Below are 13,910 nucleotides of genomic sequence, written 5' to 3'. Positions count from 1 at the left end.
ATGGAATGGGAGAACACTACTCATACTCATAATCACCAGTTACCAGCTCTACCTTTTCTGGTATTATTTTTTGAAGAGAGTCTATTGTTGAAAAGTGTTCATCATTTGAGAACGCGGTAATATAATCACCATCATACCCTACCCAAAACATAGTGGAACTTGCAACTAAAGTTGCTATCGGGGTATTGGCTATCCACTTTAATTTAACTAGTCTGGTTCGGTTATTTTTAGTCTTTTTTACAGGATAAGGTGACTCATATTCCCTTTCCTCTAGTCTGAATACATCCTGTTTTAAGGACCATAATGGTAAGTTCAACATGCTTCCATTCCCGTACAAATAAGAATAATATTCTTTAAATTGCTGCGGGCTGCGTATAATTGCCTTTACAAAGAACGTATCTTTACGACTCCCCTTCATATAATTAAACTCTATGTTTTGCATCTTAAACAGCTCTTCGTACTCTGCTTGTTGAAAATCATAGATTTCCGCAAGTGAATAAATAGGGTAATAATCTGGGCTATCCATCCAATTACAAAAGAATTCTTCATGGGTATCTGTATAAAACTCTACGATATATTGGAACTCACCGTTAATCTCAAAAGGATAAGTGGCTTCTTCCTCCGGCACAGTTATTATTTTTTCGGGAGGGAAGTAGCTTATTTCTACCTTCATTTTAATCGCCTCTCTTAAAGGTTCGAATAGTTTATTTTTTTATAATACCACGTGAAACCGTTGTTTTCGCTGGCTTATTAAACTAACCTTCCCCTTTAGTTCCATAAGAAAAAGGCAGCCTCAGCGACCTGCCTTATTGTATAGTTGACACAAACTGTGCAATAGGAGGAGAAAGCCAATCACTGCCTTAATTTATTTTAAATTCTATGTATATAAGTCTTAACAATATCAAAACCTATGACTAGCAACACATTACATTCATAGGAGCTGACAACATGGCTAGAAATAACAACAATAATCAATTAGTAGTTAATGGTGCAGAGCAAGCTCTAGAACAAATGAAATACGAAATCTCTAGTGAATTCGGTGTTACACTTGGCGCTGATACAACATCCCGTGCAAACGGATCTGTTGGTGGAGAAATTACAAAACGTTTAGTGCAAATGGCTGAACAACAATTAGGCGGAAGAACTCGTTAATAGAAATCATATGTAATGTTAGGGATAGTGATTCGACTATCCCTATTTATAATTCTACAAATTTCAAAAAAAACAGAAACAACAGTAGCTGTTATTTTGCTATGTCGCAGTACGAATACTTACGCTTATTCAACTAACCTGCCCCTTTAGTTGCTTAAAGAAAAAGCTGCCTTAAAGACAGCTCTGACCTTCAGCTAACGCACCGGTTAGTTCATTAAGAAGGTTATTTATAAGTATAGTGATAATTTTTATGAGCTCATATAAGAAAATTACATAATAATAAAAAAGACTGTATTTATGCTCATTTGATTTTAAAAATCCTCATTTGTGGTTCTTCTTAACTTTATTAGTTTCTCAAGAAGAAGATAAATAAAACCAACCGAAAAACCAACAATGAAACCACCTGCGACTACAACAACACTCCATTCAACAATACCTCTTATAACAATATCTTCCCAAAATACATTTTTCCAATTTCCCCAGAAAAACGGGTCCTTGTGATTAGATATATGTAGTTCTGGTCTAGTTGAACGCCCTATAATACCAAGCTGAATAGCATTGTATAAATAATAAAAAATAATGGAAACGAGCCACGTTGAGCTACTCGCCAAAGCAGCCCTCACTCTTGATTTGGAAATTCGTACTTCATATAGAGCAATGGGGACAATCGGTACTAACCAAACACCATAAGTCAATACTGTCCAAAAAGTCTCTCCTTGAACAAGCACATTAGAAATAAAACTATGGAAGTAAAAATCAAACACCCCAAATACAATTCCTATTACTAAATAGATGAACCAACGTATTTTCACTAAAACAATACCTCTTTTCGGATTTATTTATCTTAAAATAGGTAGTTATTAAGAGCATAAGAATATATTATTATTTATTTCCTGCTTATTCCACTAACCTGCCCCGATAGTTCCATAAGAACTCCTATGACGGCGCTCCTCGCCGCCACCATCTACTACGAAAATCTAAACTCAAAATAGAGTCTAACCCTTTAACTCCTTGACGATAATGGATGATAACAATACAACCAGGCTGAACTTTTTTTGGTGGATCTTAAGGAAGATACCCTGTATAAGAAACTGGTTGTGACAGTATTGAAGAACCATTTAGTGTACTGCTAGTACGTATACAAAAATTTTTGTAACAAATCTCCTGTCATATGTATTGTTAATTTTTTTTGAGGTGATTCTCCTATGGAAGCAATGATTGAACGGTGTGCTGGCCTAGATGTACACCAAGAAACAGTAGTAGCCTGTGTATTATTTGGTCCATTAGATAAAAAGCCAAAAACCTCTATTGAAACGTTTTCAACTACAACAACGGGACTCTTGGCTTTAAGTGATTGGCTAGCTACCCTTCAGGTATCCGATATTGTGATGGAAAGTACCGGAGTCTATTGGAAACCAATATGGAATATACTTGAGGGTTCTTTTCACCTTGTTCTTGCCAATGCCAGACATGTCAAAAATGTTCCAGGTCGTAAAACTGATGTGAAAGATGCCGAATGGCTTGCCAAGCTTCTAAGATGTGGACTTATTGAAAGTAATTTTGTTCCACCGGAGGATATTCGTGATTTACGAGATCTTACTCGTTATCGAAAAAAATTGATTCATCATCTCACTTCAGAGCAGAATCGCATTCACAAAATTCTTCAAGTTGCTAATATCAAGCTAACATCCGTATTATCAGACATTTTTGGTGTATCGGGACGCCGTATCCTTGAAGCGATTCTAAACGGTGAAAAAATAGAGACCGATGGTCTTCGAAAAATGGTGGATTGGCGAACAAAAGCAAGTATTACTGACATTGCAAATGCAATTAATGGTCGTATTCGCCGTCATCAACGTGATATGTTGCGTTACCATTGGGAGCATATGAGTTATTTAGAAAAAGCCATAGAAGAATTGGAAAAACAAATCGATCAACTCCTGTCCCCATATCGTAAGGAAGTAGAATTATTGGATGGTATACCTGGTGTTAACAAAGCTGCCGCAGCTACTTTTATTGCAGAGATGGGCGTTGATATGTCCGTATTTAAGTCGGCTAAACATCTTGCCTCTTGGGCTGGTGTGAGTCCCGGAAATTACGAAAGTGCTGGTAAAAAAAACGAGTAAAACCACACAAGGTAACAAAGCTTTGAAAACGATGGCTGTAGAGTGTGTACTAGCGACATCAAGGCAAAATAATCGAATTGCTTCACATCGAAAAAGGATTACCAAACGCCAGGGAAAAATGAAGGGACGAATCGCTTCTGCTCATTTACTATTAACGATCGCTTACAACATCTTAAAAACAGGAGAACCCTATCATGAACTAGGTTCAAATTACCTTGAAGAAAAACAAAATAACAAAGAATTAAAAATGATCGAATACCTAAAAAAGAAAGGCTATACAATCGCTCCATCTGAACAACAAACTGCATAACCAGTTAATATAACGATATGGCACATTTACGTCCTTCAAAAAATTAGAATATGGTGGGCTTATTTTGTATGGCCTTTTACGAATATATTTTCATACAAAAAAGAGCTGCCAAGGCAACTCTCTTATTGATGTAAAGCACCTGTTAGTTCATTAAGAAAAGCGATTCTTATTAAAGAATCGCGCCCTTTAATTGAATAACTTAGATTTATCCTCGAACCTAAAAAACACTTATTTCTAGTTCAACTAAAGCCCCCTTTACTTTAAGTATATTTATTCACAAGCTTTATTGTTGAAGCCAGACCAAATAAAAAAGCAGCCCGATTTATTTTTAAATCGACTGCCTTTTTTAACTTATACGTAACAAATTAGGATATCCTCCTTCTCCATAGTGCCAATCCGATCAAGGCAATAAAAATTAATGCTATTATCAGTATAATCATCCAAGAGAAGGGATCCTGATCACCAATAGGTAAAGTAACATTCATACCAAAAAAACTAAATACAAGTGTAGGAAGTGTTAAAAAGACTGTAAATAACGTAAGAGTTTTCATTGTATTATTCAATTCATTCGATATTAGCGAAGAATATGACCCAGTTATACTGTTCAAAATTCTTGTATATAATTCTGTGGTCTCAATTCCTTGATTATTTTCAATTTTTACATCTTCTAGAAGATCTTTGTCATCTTCGTATAACTTTACGGAATTCGCACGAAATAATTTGGTTATGATATCCCCATTACCCTTCAATGATGTGAGAAAATAAACCAAACTTTTTTCAATCTCCATTAGGTCATAGAGTTGCTTGTTCGTCAATGAATCACGCAAATTATTCTCTATTTTAAGACGTTGTTTGTTGAGCTGTTTTAATTTTTCTATATACTGAGTTGAAATTGAAAATAATATCTCTAATGCAAAACGACTCTTCATTGAAGTGTTAACATTTTTCTTGATTACATTTTCTAAAGAGTTAGTCGATTGGTTGCAAACCGTAACAATGTAATCTGTTCCTAAGATGATTCCAATAGGAATGGTAATATAGGAATCAAATTGACCGTGATTCATATCAATAGTTGGAAAATCATTAATAATTAACGTACAATTCGTCTCTTGATCATATTGAATCCGAGCGCTTTCTTCTAAATCTAACGGATCTCTTAAGAATTCAATTGGGATATTACAAAGTTGAGATACCTCTGTCAATTCTTCTTTTGACGGTGCGGTCATATTGATCCAGCAATCCTTCTCGAATTTTTCTATTATTTCTAGAATTCCTTCACGAGAGGATTTATAGGTAATAAACACGATATATCACCCTTTCTATCTTTAATCTAATAATCTAAAGTCTTACATACGTAAAGATTTAAGAGAGCCCAATGCCCTATCAAGAATTAATGATTCATACAAAATCAACCATTCAACTCATAGAAGCCAGGTCTTTATCGCCTTTTTCTGCGAGACATTCCTTCACCTTTTTTAAAGGGATACCGTCAACATGTTAACGAAAAAATACGCTAAGCCTTCGGATATGACCTGCTTAGCGTATTTTTAACTTACCTGCAGGGAAGGTTTCACTGAATCCCTCCAGCGGAATTTACAAAAATTGATGGGACTCAGCCTTTCACTATTCTTTCTTAGGAATCACAGGTACCAGAAGGAATGAATCATACTTTCCACCGGTATAAATCGAATGAGTTCCTTTGTTCACTGTTTCCTTGTGCCCATAACGCCTTGTATCACCTGATGGGTTTTCTTCGATGATTATCTCGCTTCCTTTTATAACCAGCACCAGACTTTCTCCATCTCTTAGGAGAATGCTTGAAGGTAATATTTCAATTTCTACTGGCACAATCTCGCCTTTATTAAGCTTCAATAATCTCTTGTGCTTAAGTACAGGCTGATAAGGAGTAGATCTTTCAGGATCCAACTCTCTATGGGAAACTCTCAACCATCCATTGGCCACCTGCCCGTTTTCAATATGGTTAAAATCTGGAAGGAACACTTCATTGCCTCGTCTGTCATACTTCTTAATGCCAACAAAAATATCCATATCATCCGTGTCTTCGGCAGAGACCCAGAGCTTGAGTTTCATATTTCCTGTGAGCTCAATGTCCTCGTCAGCGGGAAATTTAAATCTTAAATCACTGTTTTCTGTCTGACCAGGCTCGGCATTATAGGTGAGTCTGGTTTCGTTCTGAACAGGGGTTTGCTGCAGGGACATTTCTTCGCCATTCAGATATTGTTTGGAATATTTTGTTTGGGCTATCGGCCACTCATTCGCGGTGCGAATGTGTCCCTTATAGAATTTCTCTCTGACCTCGTAGCGTACCCGAGGCGTATCCATCCAATCATTCTCAATGCCTTTCAGGAAATAATCGAAGAACTCCTTCTGCTGTTCCAGCGATTCACGCAAATAGTAGGTTTCCCATTCCTTGCGGCCATGAACCAGCAGCCACTTGTCTTTGGATGAAGCCTGTTTAAAGCCTTCAAAGGTACCGCGGTTATGCAACCCTTGGGTGGACCAGCTGGCGCAAACAAACATGGGTACCTTGATATCGGACAATGTAACCTGTCTTTCCTCCCAGTGCTCATCGAGTAACGGATGTTCTTTTTGCGCCGCTACCATTTCTTCTATGTTGTTATTTGGCCACCGGGTATGTTGCAACTTCTCGAAATCAGCTGAGAAAACCGTTTCCGGTATTCCGCCGTGAAAGTACCATTCCCGGTACAGATCAGAAGTCCCTTCCCACGGGATGATCGCCTTCAGATGAGGCGGATTCATAGCGGCCACCCGCCATTGGGTCATGGCCAGATATGACACACCGTTTAGTCCCACATTGCCATCGCTCCACTCCTGAACGCCGGCCCATTCGATGACTTCATAATAATCTTGAGTTTCCGTTTTCGTCCAAGGATAGAGGTCACCTTCCGAATTTGAACTACCCCGCGTTGCGATTTTAATCAATATATAATCGTTTGGCACCCAAAAACCGGGATCAGGTGACTCAAATGGCGCAAAAAGAGATGTAACGATAGTACCTACCGTCGGCCAGACTTGACGAAAAGTATCATAGGGGGGGAAGCCATCTTTATTATATGGATCCATGCTCATTACCACCGGAAACTTCCCAGGCTTATTCGGACGGAAAACATTGACGTATATTGTGACCCCATCCTGCATTTTTATGGGAACATCCTTCTCCATTATCATCTCTTGATTTCCATAATGCGCCGTAGTCATGACTATTTTGTTCAAACCTGGTTTAGTGTCATTGGGATGTGTCGTTTTCTGATCAGGACGACCCAAGAATTTGTTCATTTTACATCTACTTCCTTTCATTAAAAATTCATCGCTGTAACCTATAAGTTCCTTAAAAGTAGCCTCCCAACTTTGAATGAAAAAATACAGATTAGATGATGTTGAATTTTGCTTAGCGTATATGTTGGCTGTATCCCTCCTAGATGTTAAGTTATAATAAAGAACAACCTGTTGTGTATTACTTTTCAAATTATAAAATTGAATTAGGTTCTGTTCAATAATTAAAAATGGCAAATGTGTTGGTTACGGAACACCTTTAATAATTGTGTTGGGTAAAAGGAAGGAGGAATTTGCTTGCGTAATAGTAATACTGATTTACGTGTCATTCGGACAAAAGAATCAATTCGACACGCATTAGTAGAATTAATAAATGAAAAAGGGTTCGAAGCAATTACGGTTAAAGACATAACAATTAGGGCGAAAATAAATAGAGGTACATTTTATGCACACTATCAAGACAAATTTGATTTAATGACTAAATGCGAGGAGGAAATTATGCTTGATATGTCCAGAATTACAAAGCAAAACTTCCCAAGTGTTATTGCCGCGCTTGAAACTGACTCTCAGACTTTGACACCATTTTCCTTAACAGTTTCATTATTTGAGTATTTAAATATAAATAGTGGATTTATGAAAGCTGTGTTAGGTCCAAAAGGGGATTTATCGTTTCAAACAAGACTGAAAGAATTTATGTGGGAAACACTCTATGGAAATAATCCAAACGCATTTATAAAGGAAGAAAATTTCCTTGTACCAGGACAATATTTAGCTTCTTATATGGGAACTGCAATAATAGGGGTAATTCAACAATGGTTGGAAAGTGGCAGGAAAGAATCCCCTCAAGAAATGGCTCGTATCCTAACGACCATTACGGCTAATGGTCCCTACTTTGCGGCTGGGTTGAAAAAGTAATGATAGGAAAATGGACAGTATCCAAGTTTTTCATGTACTGTCCTTTTTTATATTCTTCTTGAACCTTCCAATTTAAATACATTCCTTCACAATCTCATCTGCACTTTAAAATAAGTTATTCCATTAAATGGCCCTTTAATGGAATAACATGACTGACGTTTTTAAACGACTTTAATGTCACTTAACAGTATTCCTTAATGAACTCCCTCAGTTTAATACGATTTTCTCACAAATACTCGCTTATTCGCAGGATTTCATCACCATTGAATTTAAGTTCACGGTTAAATGGAGTGATTTCAGGACATGAAGATTTCGTGAAGGCATAGTGAAATAAAGGAGTTGTACAACACTCCACATTTTACCATATAATGTACATTCTCCACGCCGCCCCTGGAGGCTCTCCCTCCCATGTCTCAACGGGTCAATTGCCCTATCATTCCTTCGTCATGCCTATCCAAGGGGTGGAGGCCAGTTATGCTATCCTGATGGGTCGGTGCCCTTTTGTTCAAGAAATCTGGTACTCCGTACATATTTGAAATCCTACGAATAAGCCAACATTCGTAAAAAGAAAAAGTCTATGAAAATTAGTTTTTGAAGGTTCCCTTCGAGAACCCTATAAAAAAATCCCCCTTTAAAACTACGCAACCAGTTCAGTTATAGGTTGAACTTTATCTGCACAATAAGACTCGTTTCTGCGCGCTATTCCAACAAATATCCTGGCTAGCTTACCTACCAATTTCATAATCGATTTCATTTTCTTCATTTTTTTCACCTTAACATTATGGGTGTGAATGGCTCGAAATTCCGTGTTATTCATCACAAGGCTCATGGTGGCTAAGTAAAGGAAACGCCTTAGCCTGGATCGACCTCGCTTAGAAATGACAATTTGGCCTTTCCACTTTCCAGAGCTTGCTTCAGCCAGATGCAACCCAGCGTGCCGAAGTAAAGAATTACCGTGTGAAAAACCACTTAGATCTCCTGCTTCACCTAATATTCCGGCTAAAGAAATTTCACTAATTCCCTTAATGGCAAGAAGCTTCTTGGCAAAAGGTATTTGTTTTAAAACATCCTTAACCTCTTGTTCCACTCTTTCGAGTTGTAAGACTGCGAGGTCATACTCCTCTAATAATTGTTCCAAATGGAATTTATACGCTTCAAGTGCTTGTCTTGTGCCGACAGATTTCCTAGCTAACTGAAGAAGTAATTGAGCTTTCTTTAATCCAGGCTGCCTCTTCATTATTGATTTCCATCCTGAAACAACATCATGAGGTTTCAGGGAACGCAGTTCCATTGGAGATGGAAATAAACGAAGTGTGGCGATAGCCCCTTTACCAGTAATGTCTTTAAATACTTGCCTGAGTTCGGGAAAGACAATATCCACCCAACGGTTTAATTGATTAATCGTGCTAACGAGTCGTTTAACTACCACATCACGGTTAGACATAAGGACCCTAAGTATTTCAAATGATTCTGAGGTGTTCCTGACAAAGGCGTAGTAACCGTTCTTCACCATATCAGCGATGACCAGGGCATCTTTCTTATCACTTTTGGACTGAGTATTATCACGGTTTTCTTTATTCCTTTTTACTAAGTGAGGGTTTACTTTTACTACCTCAATTCCTTGTTTAAATAGCCACTTTGAAAGATTAATCCAGTAATGGCCTGTAGGTTCCATTCCCACGATGGCTGCATCCAGTTTATTTAATCTTTGAAGCTTATCCATCCATTTTAATAAACTAGCAAATCCATCTTCATTATTTTCAAATGCAAGTGGATCTCCGACTACAATTCCACGGAAATTCACTGCTCTAGCCACATGTAATTGTTGGGCAATATCCACTCCAACAACAAGGTGTTTATCGGAAATTCTTTCTATTAGTTGATTTTGTTTATCTTGCATTTTAAACTTCATATTAGGGTTCCTCCTAAAGTTTTGAGTTAGAGTGGTGTCTTACTCATATCTTACTGAGGAGCCCTATTTTTTTCAAAGCTGAAAAATAACGAACTACAGGAATGCTATCCTGCCCCGTTAGTTGCACAAAGAAAAAGCTGCCCTAAGGCAGCTCCGATTTTCAGCTAACGCACCCGATAGTTCCATAAGGAAGTATGAATAAGGTTAGTATTTTACTTGGAGTAATAGGGGTAGTACCAACAAAACGCAGATATATAACGTTAAGGAGTATCTTGTTGGCACTCCCCCTTTTAAACTATTCGTATACATCTTTTTTACCTTCTTTAGCCCTTTGCTGTCGTTTATATACGAATTTAGATAAGCTAATACTGCTTTCATATAAGAGTAATAGAGGAATAATCACAAGGATATCTGATAGAAAATCTGGCGGTGTAATCAAAATTGAAACGACGATTAAAATGAAGTATGCATATTTCCTCATTTTTTGTAGACGGTATGGATTTATAATTCCTAAACTTGTTAAGAACATTATGACAACGGGCATCTCAAACAGAAATCCAAACGGCAAAGTCATATGAAGCAAAAATCGGAAATATTTCTCCGTTGTAAAGAAAGTAGTAAACATGTCGTTTGATAGTGACATTAAAAATTTTAGTACAAGAGGAAATAAAATATAGTAACCAAAGCTAATTCCTAATACGAATAGAATAAATAGTGCTGGAATATAAGCGATTGTAACTTTGCGTTCGTTTTGTGTTAATGCTGGACGCACAAACAGCCAAACTTGGTGCGCAGCAACTGGAATAGTAACTGTAATTGCAACGACGCTGGCAATCATTAAATAAACGAATAAGATATCACTCGGTCCTAACACAGCAAGTTTAAATGGTAAATCTTCGACTATCACATGATAAATATCTTGGACATATATAAATGCCAGAGCTAAAAACAGTAGAAAGGCAACTAAAGTAATGATAATTCGTTTGCGTAACTCCTCAATGTGCTGAACTACGTTCATGTTTTGACCTTCCAACATAATCACTCCATGAAAAGGAAGATGTAAGACAGAAATTACATCTCCTCTTAATTTACTTATCTAGTTATTCTTCTTATTAGATGTTTCTATATTCGTGTCATCTGTTACAAGCTCTCTAGTAGACTTTTTAAATTCTCTTAATGTTGATCCAAATGCTCTTCCGATTTCCGGTAACTTAGAAGGGCCGAAAATAATAAGGGCGATGATTAAAACTAGTATCAATCCTGGTATACCTATATTTTGAAGCATAATATTTCCCCCAAGTAATTAAATTTTGTAATTCCTTTTAGACTTATGATCATTTTTTGAATAACTTCAGTAAAAAAAATCGTTTAAATCCATATTCTTACCAAGTTTTTTTAGTCCCTGATTAATTTTAATTACAGTTGAAAATCTCGGTCGATAGTCCGGATCACTACATAATTTTGAGATCGTCATTCTACTTAAATTTGATGCTCTTTCTAACTCTAATTTATTTATGTCTTTTTGTTTATCCACCCATCTACCAAAATTACTTCTTTTTTTACCAAGTTTCATCACCAATGACGCTCCCTTTTAATTAGTTTTAGCAGCGTTGGTTAAAAATAAAATGTTTTATGGGTTTACAGAATCTTTCTCTTATTACTTTTCTTTATCTTTCTTTTCCACTTCAATAAGACCTTGGGTGGAGTTTTTAATTCAATGTTGAACCCTCACCTCTACCAAGTTCGGGAATTTTTATGGGTCCAAACAAGATTAAGGCTTAAATCTAATAAGGAATGCACTTCCAGATCCTAACCTCGAAATCCCTCCTTAATATTTAACAAAAAATGCCGTGAAGTACATAATTAATAATCCAATGGTAAAGCCAGTTAAATTTAACCATGAGACCGATGGTTCAGCATGTTTTTTATGATCGTCTATCAGCATTTTCGTTATTACATAAATTACTTGAAGAATTGCCCCTGCTCCTATACCTAGAAATACAGCACCCCAAATTGGCGAGAAGATAAATCCGCCAACCCAAGTACCTACAATGGCGGGTGCACCTGCGATAACTCCCAGTAATAGAAAGTCTCTAAATCGAGGTTTGGTCTTTAATAAAGGAGCAGCTATTCCAATCCCTTCCGTAATATTGTGAAGGGTAAAGCCGATGATTAAAAAGGTTCCTAAAGCAGCTTCACCTAGGGCAAAGGAAGATCCAATTGCCAAACCTTCCCCAAAGTTATGAAGTCCTATTCCGGTAGCCATCAACAAAGCTAGACCAAAAGGAGAATATCCTTTCTTTTCTTGTTTTCTTTGTTGATACTGATCAAAACCGATCAATAATAAGAAGGTTAAGGATGCCCCAATAATGACAACCATATTCCCCTGAAAGACAGATGGTGCTTCTGCACCAATTTCAAATCCATCAGCCAAAGTCCCAACAAATAAGAATAAAAGGAGCCCAACGGTAAGAGCAAGAATCCCATTAATAGATTTTCGTGAGAAACGTTTCATAAATGGATACCACAACAACCCCAATGTGATCGGGACAATCCCAACGTAAAAGCCGATTAAGCCGTAATTCAAAAAGTTGCTCCAGTTGGTTTCTGGAGTGAGCGTGGCAGCTGCAACTTCACCTTCCGTGATAATCCCATTCTCTGTGATTAATTTAATGGTATGTGGATCACCTTCCACCCATGGGTAAGTGATGGTCACCTTTCCTTCTTCAAATCGTTCAAGTTTTGCTTGAGGAGAGACACTGTAATTCCACACCGAATCATTGACCATAACTTGAGAAATCGTTAAGGGTTTGGGTCCCGTATTACTAACAGATAATTCGAAACCGATTTTAGTTACCTTGATGCGTTCAATGTTCAAGACTTCTATCGGTGCTGCAGGATCTTTTTCTATACCCGCTCCATTCTTTAGCACCCATCCCAACACTCCTATAAGTAATACTAACGGTATTAAACCAGTAATTAGCCATTTGCCCTTCATATTATCCCTCCTTTTTTACTCGACCTCAAAGAATCCCATCCAGCCTAACTCAGCGAATTCACTTACATGGGCATGAAACATATATGATCCCTTGTATGGAAACCGAACTTCAATAATTCCACGTTCTCCCTGACATTGCATGATGGTATCTGTAAATTGAGAGGGGTTATCGTTTCTGCCGGTTGGATAGTACGTAAAGTAATTCGCATGCAAGTGAAACGAATTTAATAAGTCGAATTCTGTTAAATTACTTAGATAGATCCGAACGAGTTGATCCTTTTTGATTTTAATAGGGTGATTCATAAATGCGTTGGCATAGCCATTCACCGTGTAAAACTCGTTTTCGCCGTCTAAATCCAAGTCAAATCCATTCATAACCATGTTTAACTCTAATGCCGGCTCTCTTGGCTTCTTTGGATCAATAATAAAATTACCGTATAAGCCTTTATGGATATGGCGAGCTAGGGGTAGTACATGGCAATGGTAAATTTGTAATCCGTATGGATTCGCTTCAAATTCGTACGTGAATTTTTGTCCAGGATAAATGGAAGTTAAACCGTCCATCTCTGGAGGATGGATTCCGTGAAAATGAATAGAGTGGGGGTGGCTGCCTTTATTAATAAAGTGAAACCGCAAAAGGTCCCCTTCCGTACAACGAAATGTTGGTCCTGGAATAGTCCCGTTATAAGTCCAGCCTGGAAATTTAATTCCTTTGGCAATTTCGATTTCTTTATCAATTGCCACGACTTTATATTCCCGGAGTATTTGCCCGTTTGGCAACTTGGTAACTTCTCCATAATCAAAGTCAGTAAGGAGCCGTTCTGCCATTTTATAACCTGTGGTTTTTGTTTTATCACTCATATTTGCATGATTAGAATGATTGGAATGATTGCTAGTTTTGTGAGACGAATCACTGGATGCTTGAGCCACATTTGGAAATTGCGCCATTTTATTTAAGTAATAAGATCCAGCTATCCCAAAAGCTCCAGCAGTCCCCATCTTTAAAATATCTCTACGGGAAACCTTTTTCTCATCAGACATTACTTGACCCCCTCCCAAAAAGTTTCCTCAAGGAAACTTTTTGTTGTATTAGCTATACTTTAAGTCAGGCGCAAGTTTTATGTCAACTCTTTTTTTGCAAAATGCTTCGTATGCGATGACACGCACTTACGGATTTGCGAG

15 protein-coding genes are annotated in these 13,910 nt (G+C 37.4%); 4 read left to right on the top strand and 11 right to left on the bottom strand.

Annotated features, from left to right (window positions below; translation table 11 throughout):
* Positions 1-16: 16 nt before the first annotated feature.
* Positions 17-673 (bottom strand): hypothetical protein, encoded by a 657-nt coding sequence (locus BS1321_RS23745; RefSeq protein WP_063236556.1) that lies wholly within the window; start codon positions 671-673, stop codon positions 17-19.
* Between the two features lie 275 nt (positions 674-948).
* Between BS1321_RS23745 and BS1321_RS23740 the strand changes: the two genes are divergently transcribed.
* Positions 949-1,152, top strand: a complete 204-nt coding sequence (locus tag BS1321_RS23740) for an alpha/beta-type small acid-soluble spore protein (RefSeq protein ID WP_063236557.1) — start codon at positions 949-951, stop codon at positions 1,150-1,152.
* A gap of 311 nt (positions 1,153-1,463) precedes the next feature.
* On the opposite strand, the gene BS1321_RS23735 is transcribed toward BS1321_RS23740, so the two are convergent.
* Positions 1,464-1,964 carry a hypothetical protein gene (locus BS1321_RS23735; protein WP_063236558.1) on the bottom strand — a complete coding sequence of 167 codons (501 nt, stop codon included), beginning with the start codon at positions 1,962-1,964 and terminating at the stop codon, positions 1,464-1,466.
* A 393-nt stretch (positions 1,965-2,357) separates the two neighbouring features.
* On the opposite strand from BS1321_RS23735, the gene BS1321_RS23730 reads away from it, so the two are divergent.
* Entirely contained in the window at positions 2,358-3,278 is a 921-nt protein-coding gene (locus BS1321_RS23730) for an IS110 family RNA-guided transposase (protein WP_232522723.1), read from the top strand.
* Positions 3,256-3,588, top strand: coding sequence for a hypothetical protein (locus tag BS1321_RS28270; protein WP_232522722.1), 333 nt, complete (start codon positions 3,256-3,258; stop codon positions 3,586-3,588). Before BS1321_RS23730 ends, BS1321_RS28270 begins: the two co-directional genes overlap by 23 nt.
* A gap of 365 nt (positions 3,589-3,953) precedes the next feature.
* Here the strand turns inward: BS1321_RS28270 and BS1321_RS23725 are convergent, their stop codons facing one another.
* Complete coding sequence (locus BS1321_RS23725; protein WP_063236534.1) at positions 3,954-4,892, bottom strand: magnesium transporter CorA family protein; 939 nt, start codon at positions 4,890-4,892, stop codon at positions 3,954-3,956.
* Positions 4,893-5,211: 319 nt separating this feature from the next.
* Positions 5,212-6,906 (bottom strand): CocE/NonD family hydrolase, encoded by a 1,695-nt coding sequence (locus BS1321_RS23720; RefSeq protein WP_063236535.1) that lies wholly within the window; start codon positions 6,904-6,906, stop codon positions 5,212-5,214.
* Between the two features lie 294 nt (positions 6,907-7,200).
* On the opposite strand from BS1321_RS23720, the gene BS1321_RS23715 reads away from it, so the two are divergent.
* Positions 7,201-7,818: a TetR/AcrR family transcriptional regulator gene (locus BS1321_RS23715; RefSeq protein WP_056527673.1), complete on the top strand. Its 618-nt coding sequence runs from the start codon at positions 7,201-7,203 to the stop codon at positions 7,816-7,818.
* 637 nt (positions 7,819-8,455) lie between these two features.
* On the opposite strand, the gene BS1321_RS23710 is transcribed toward BS1321_RS23715, so the two are convergent.
* The 7 genes from BS1321_RS23710 to BS1321_RS23680 form a co-directional block, all read right to left on the bottom strand.
* Entirely contained in the window at positions 8,456-9,730 is a 1,275-nt protein-coding gene (locus BS1321_RS23710) for an IS110 family RNA-guided transposase (protein WP_094246658.1), read from the bottom strand.
* Between the two features lie 295 nt (positions 9,731-10,025).
* Positions 10,026-10,748 (bottom strand): twin-arginine translocase subunit TatC, encoded by a 723-nt coding sequence (tatC, locus tag BS1321_RS23705; RefSeq protein WP_232522721.1) that lies wholly within the window; start codon positions 10,746-10,748, stop codon positions 10,026-10,028.
* A 78-nt stretch (positions 10,749-10,826) separates the two neighbouring features.
* Positions 10,827-11,015, bottom strand: coding sequence for a twin-arginine translocase TatA/TatE family subunit (locus BS1321_RS23700; protein ID WP_063236300.1), 189 nt, complete (start codon positions 11,013-11,015; stop codon positions 10,827-10,829).
* Positions 11,016-11,081: 66 nt separating this feature from the next.
* Positions 11,082-11,303 carry a helix-turn-helix domain-containing protein gene (locus BS1321_RS23695; protein ID WP_063236305.1) on the bottom strand — a complete coding sequence of 74 codons (222 nt, stop codon included), beginning with the start codon at positions 11,301-11,303 and terminating at the stop codon, positions 11,082-11,084.
* Positions 11,304-11,439: 136 nt separating this feature from the next.
* Complete coding sequence (locus BS1321_RS28265) at positions 11,440-11,499, bottom strand: twin-arginine translocase TatA/TatE family subunit (protein ID WP_232522831.1); 60 nt, start codon at positions 11,497-11,499, stop codon at positions 11,440-11,442.
* Between the two features lie 59 nt (positions 11,500-11,558).
* On the bottom strand, positions 11,559-12,728 hold the full coding sequence (locus tag BS1321_RS23685) for a ZIP family metal transporter (RefSeq protein WP_063236301.1): 1,170 nt from the start codon (positions 12,726-12,728) through the stop codon (positions 11,559-11,561).
* A gap of 15 nt (positions 12,729-12,743) precedes the next feature.
* Entirely contained in the window at positions 12,744-13,769 is a 1,026-nt protein-coding gene (locus BS1321_RS23680; protein WP_063236302.1) for a multicopper oxidase domain-containing protein, read from the bottom strand.
* Positions 13,770-13,910 lie beyond the last annotated feature (141 nt).

The sequence above is a fragment of the Peribacillus simplex NBRC 15720 = DSM 1321 genome (assembly GCF_002243645.1).
Classification (GTDB): domain Bacteria; phylum Bacillota; class Bacilli; order Bacillales; family DSM-1321; genus Peribacillus; species Peribacillus simplex.
The sequence above is the reverse complement of the archived record's forward strand: the minus strand, read 5'-3'. Positions and strand labels throughout refer to the sequence as shown.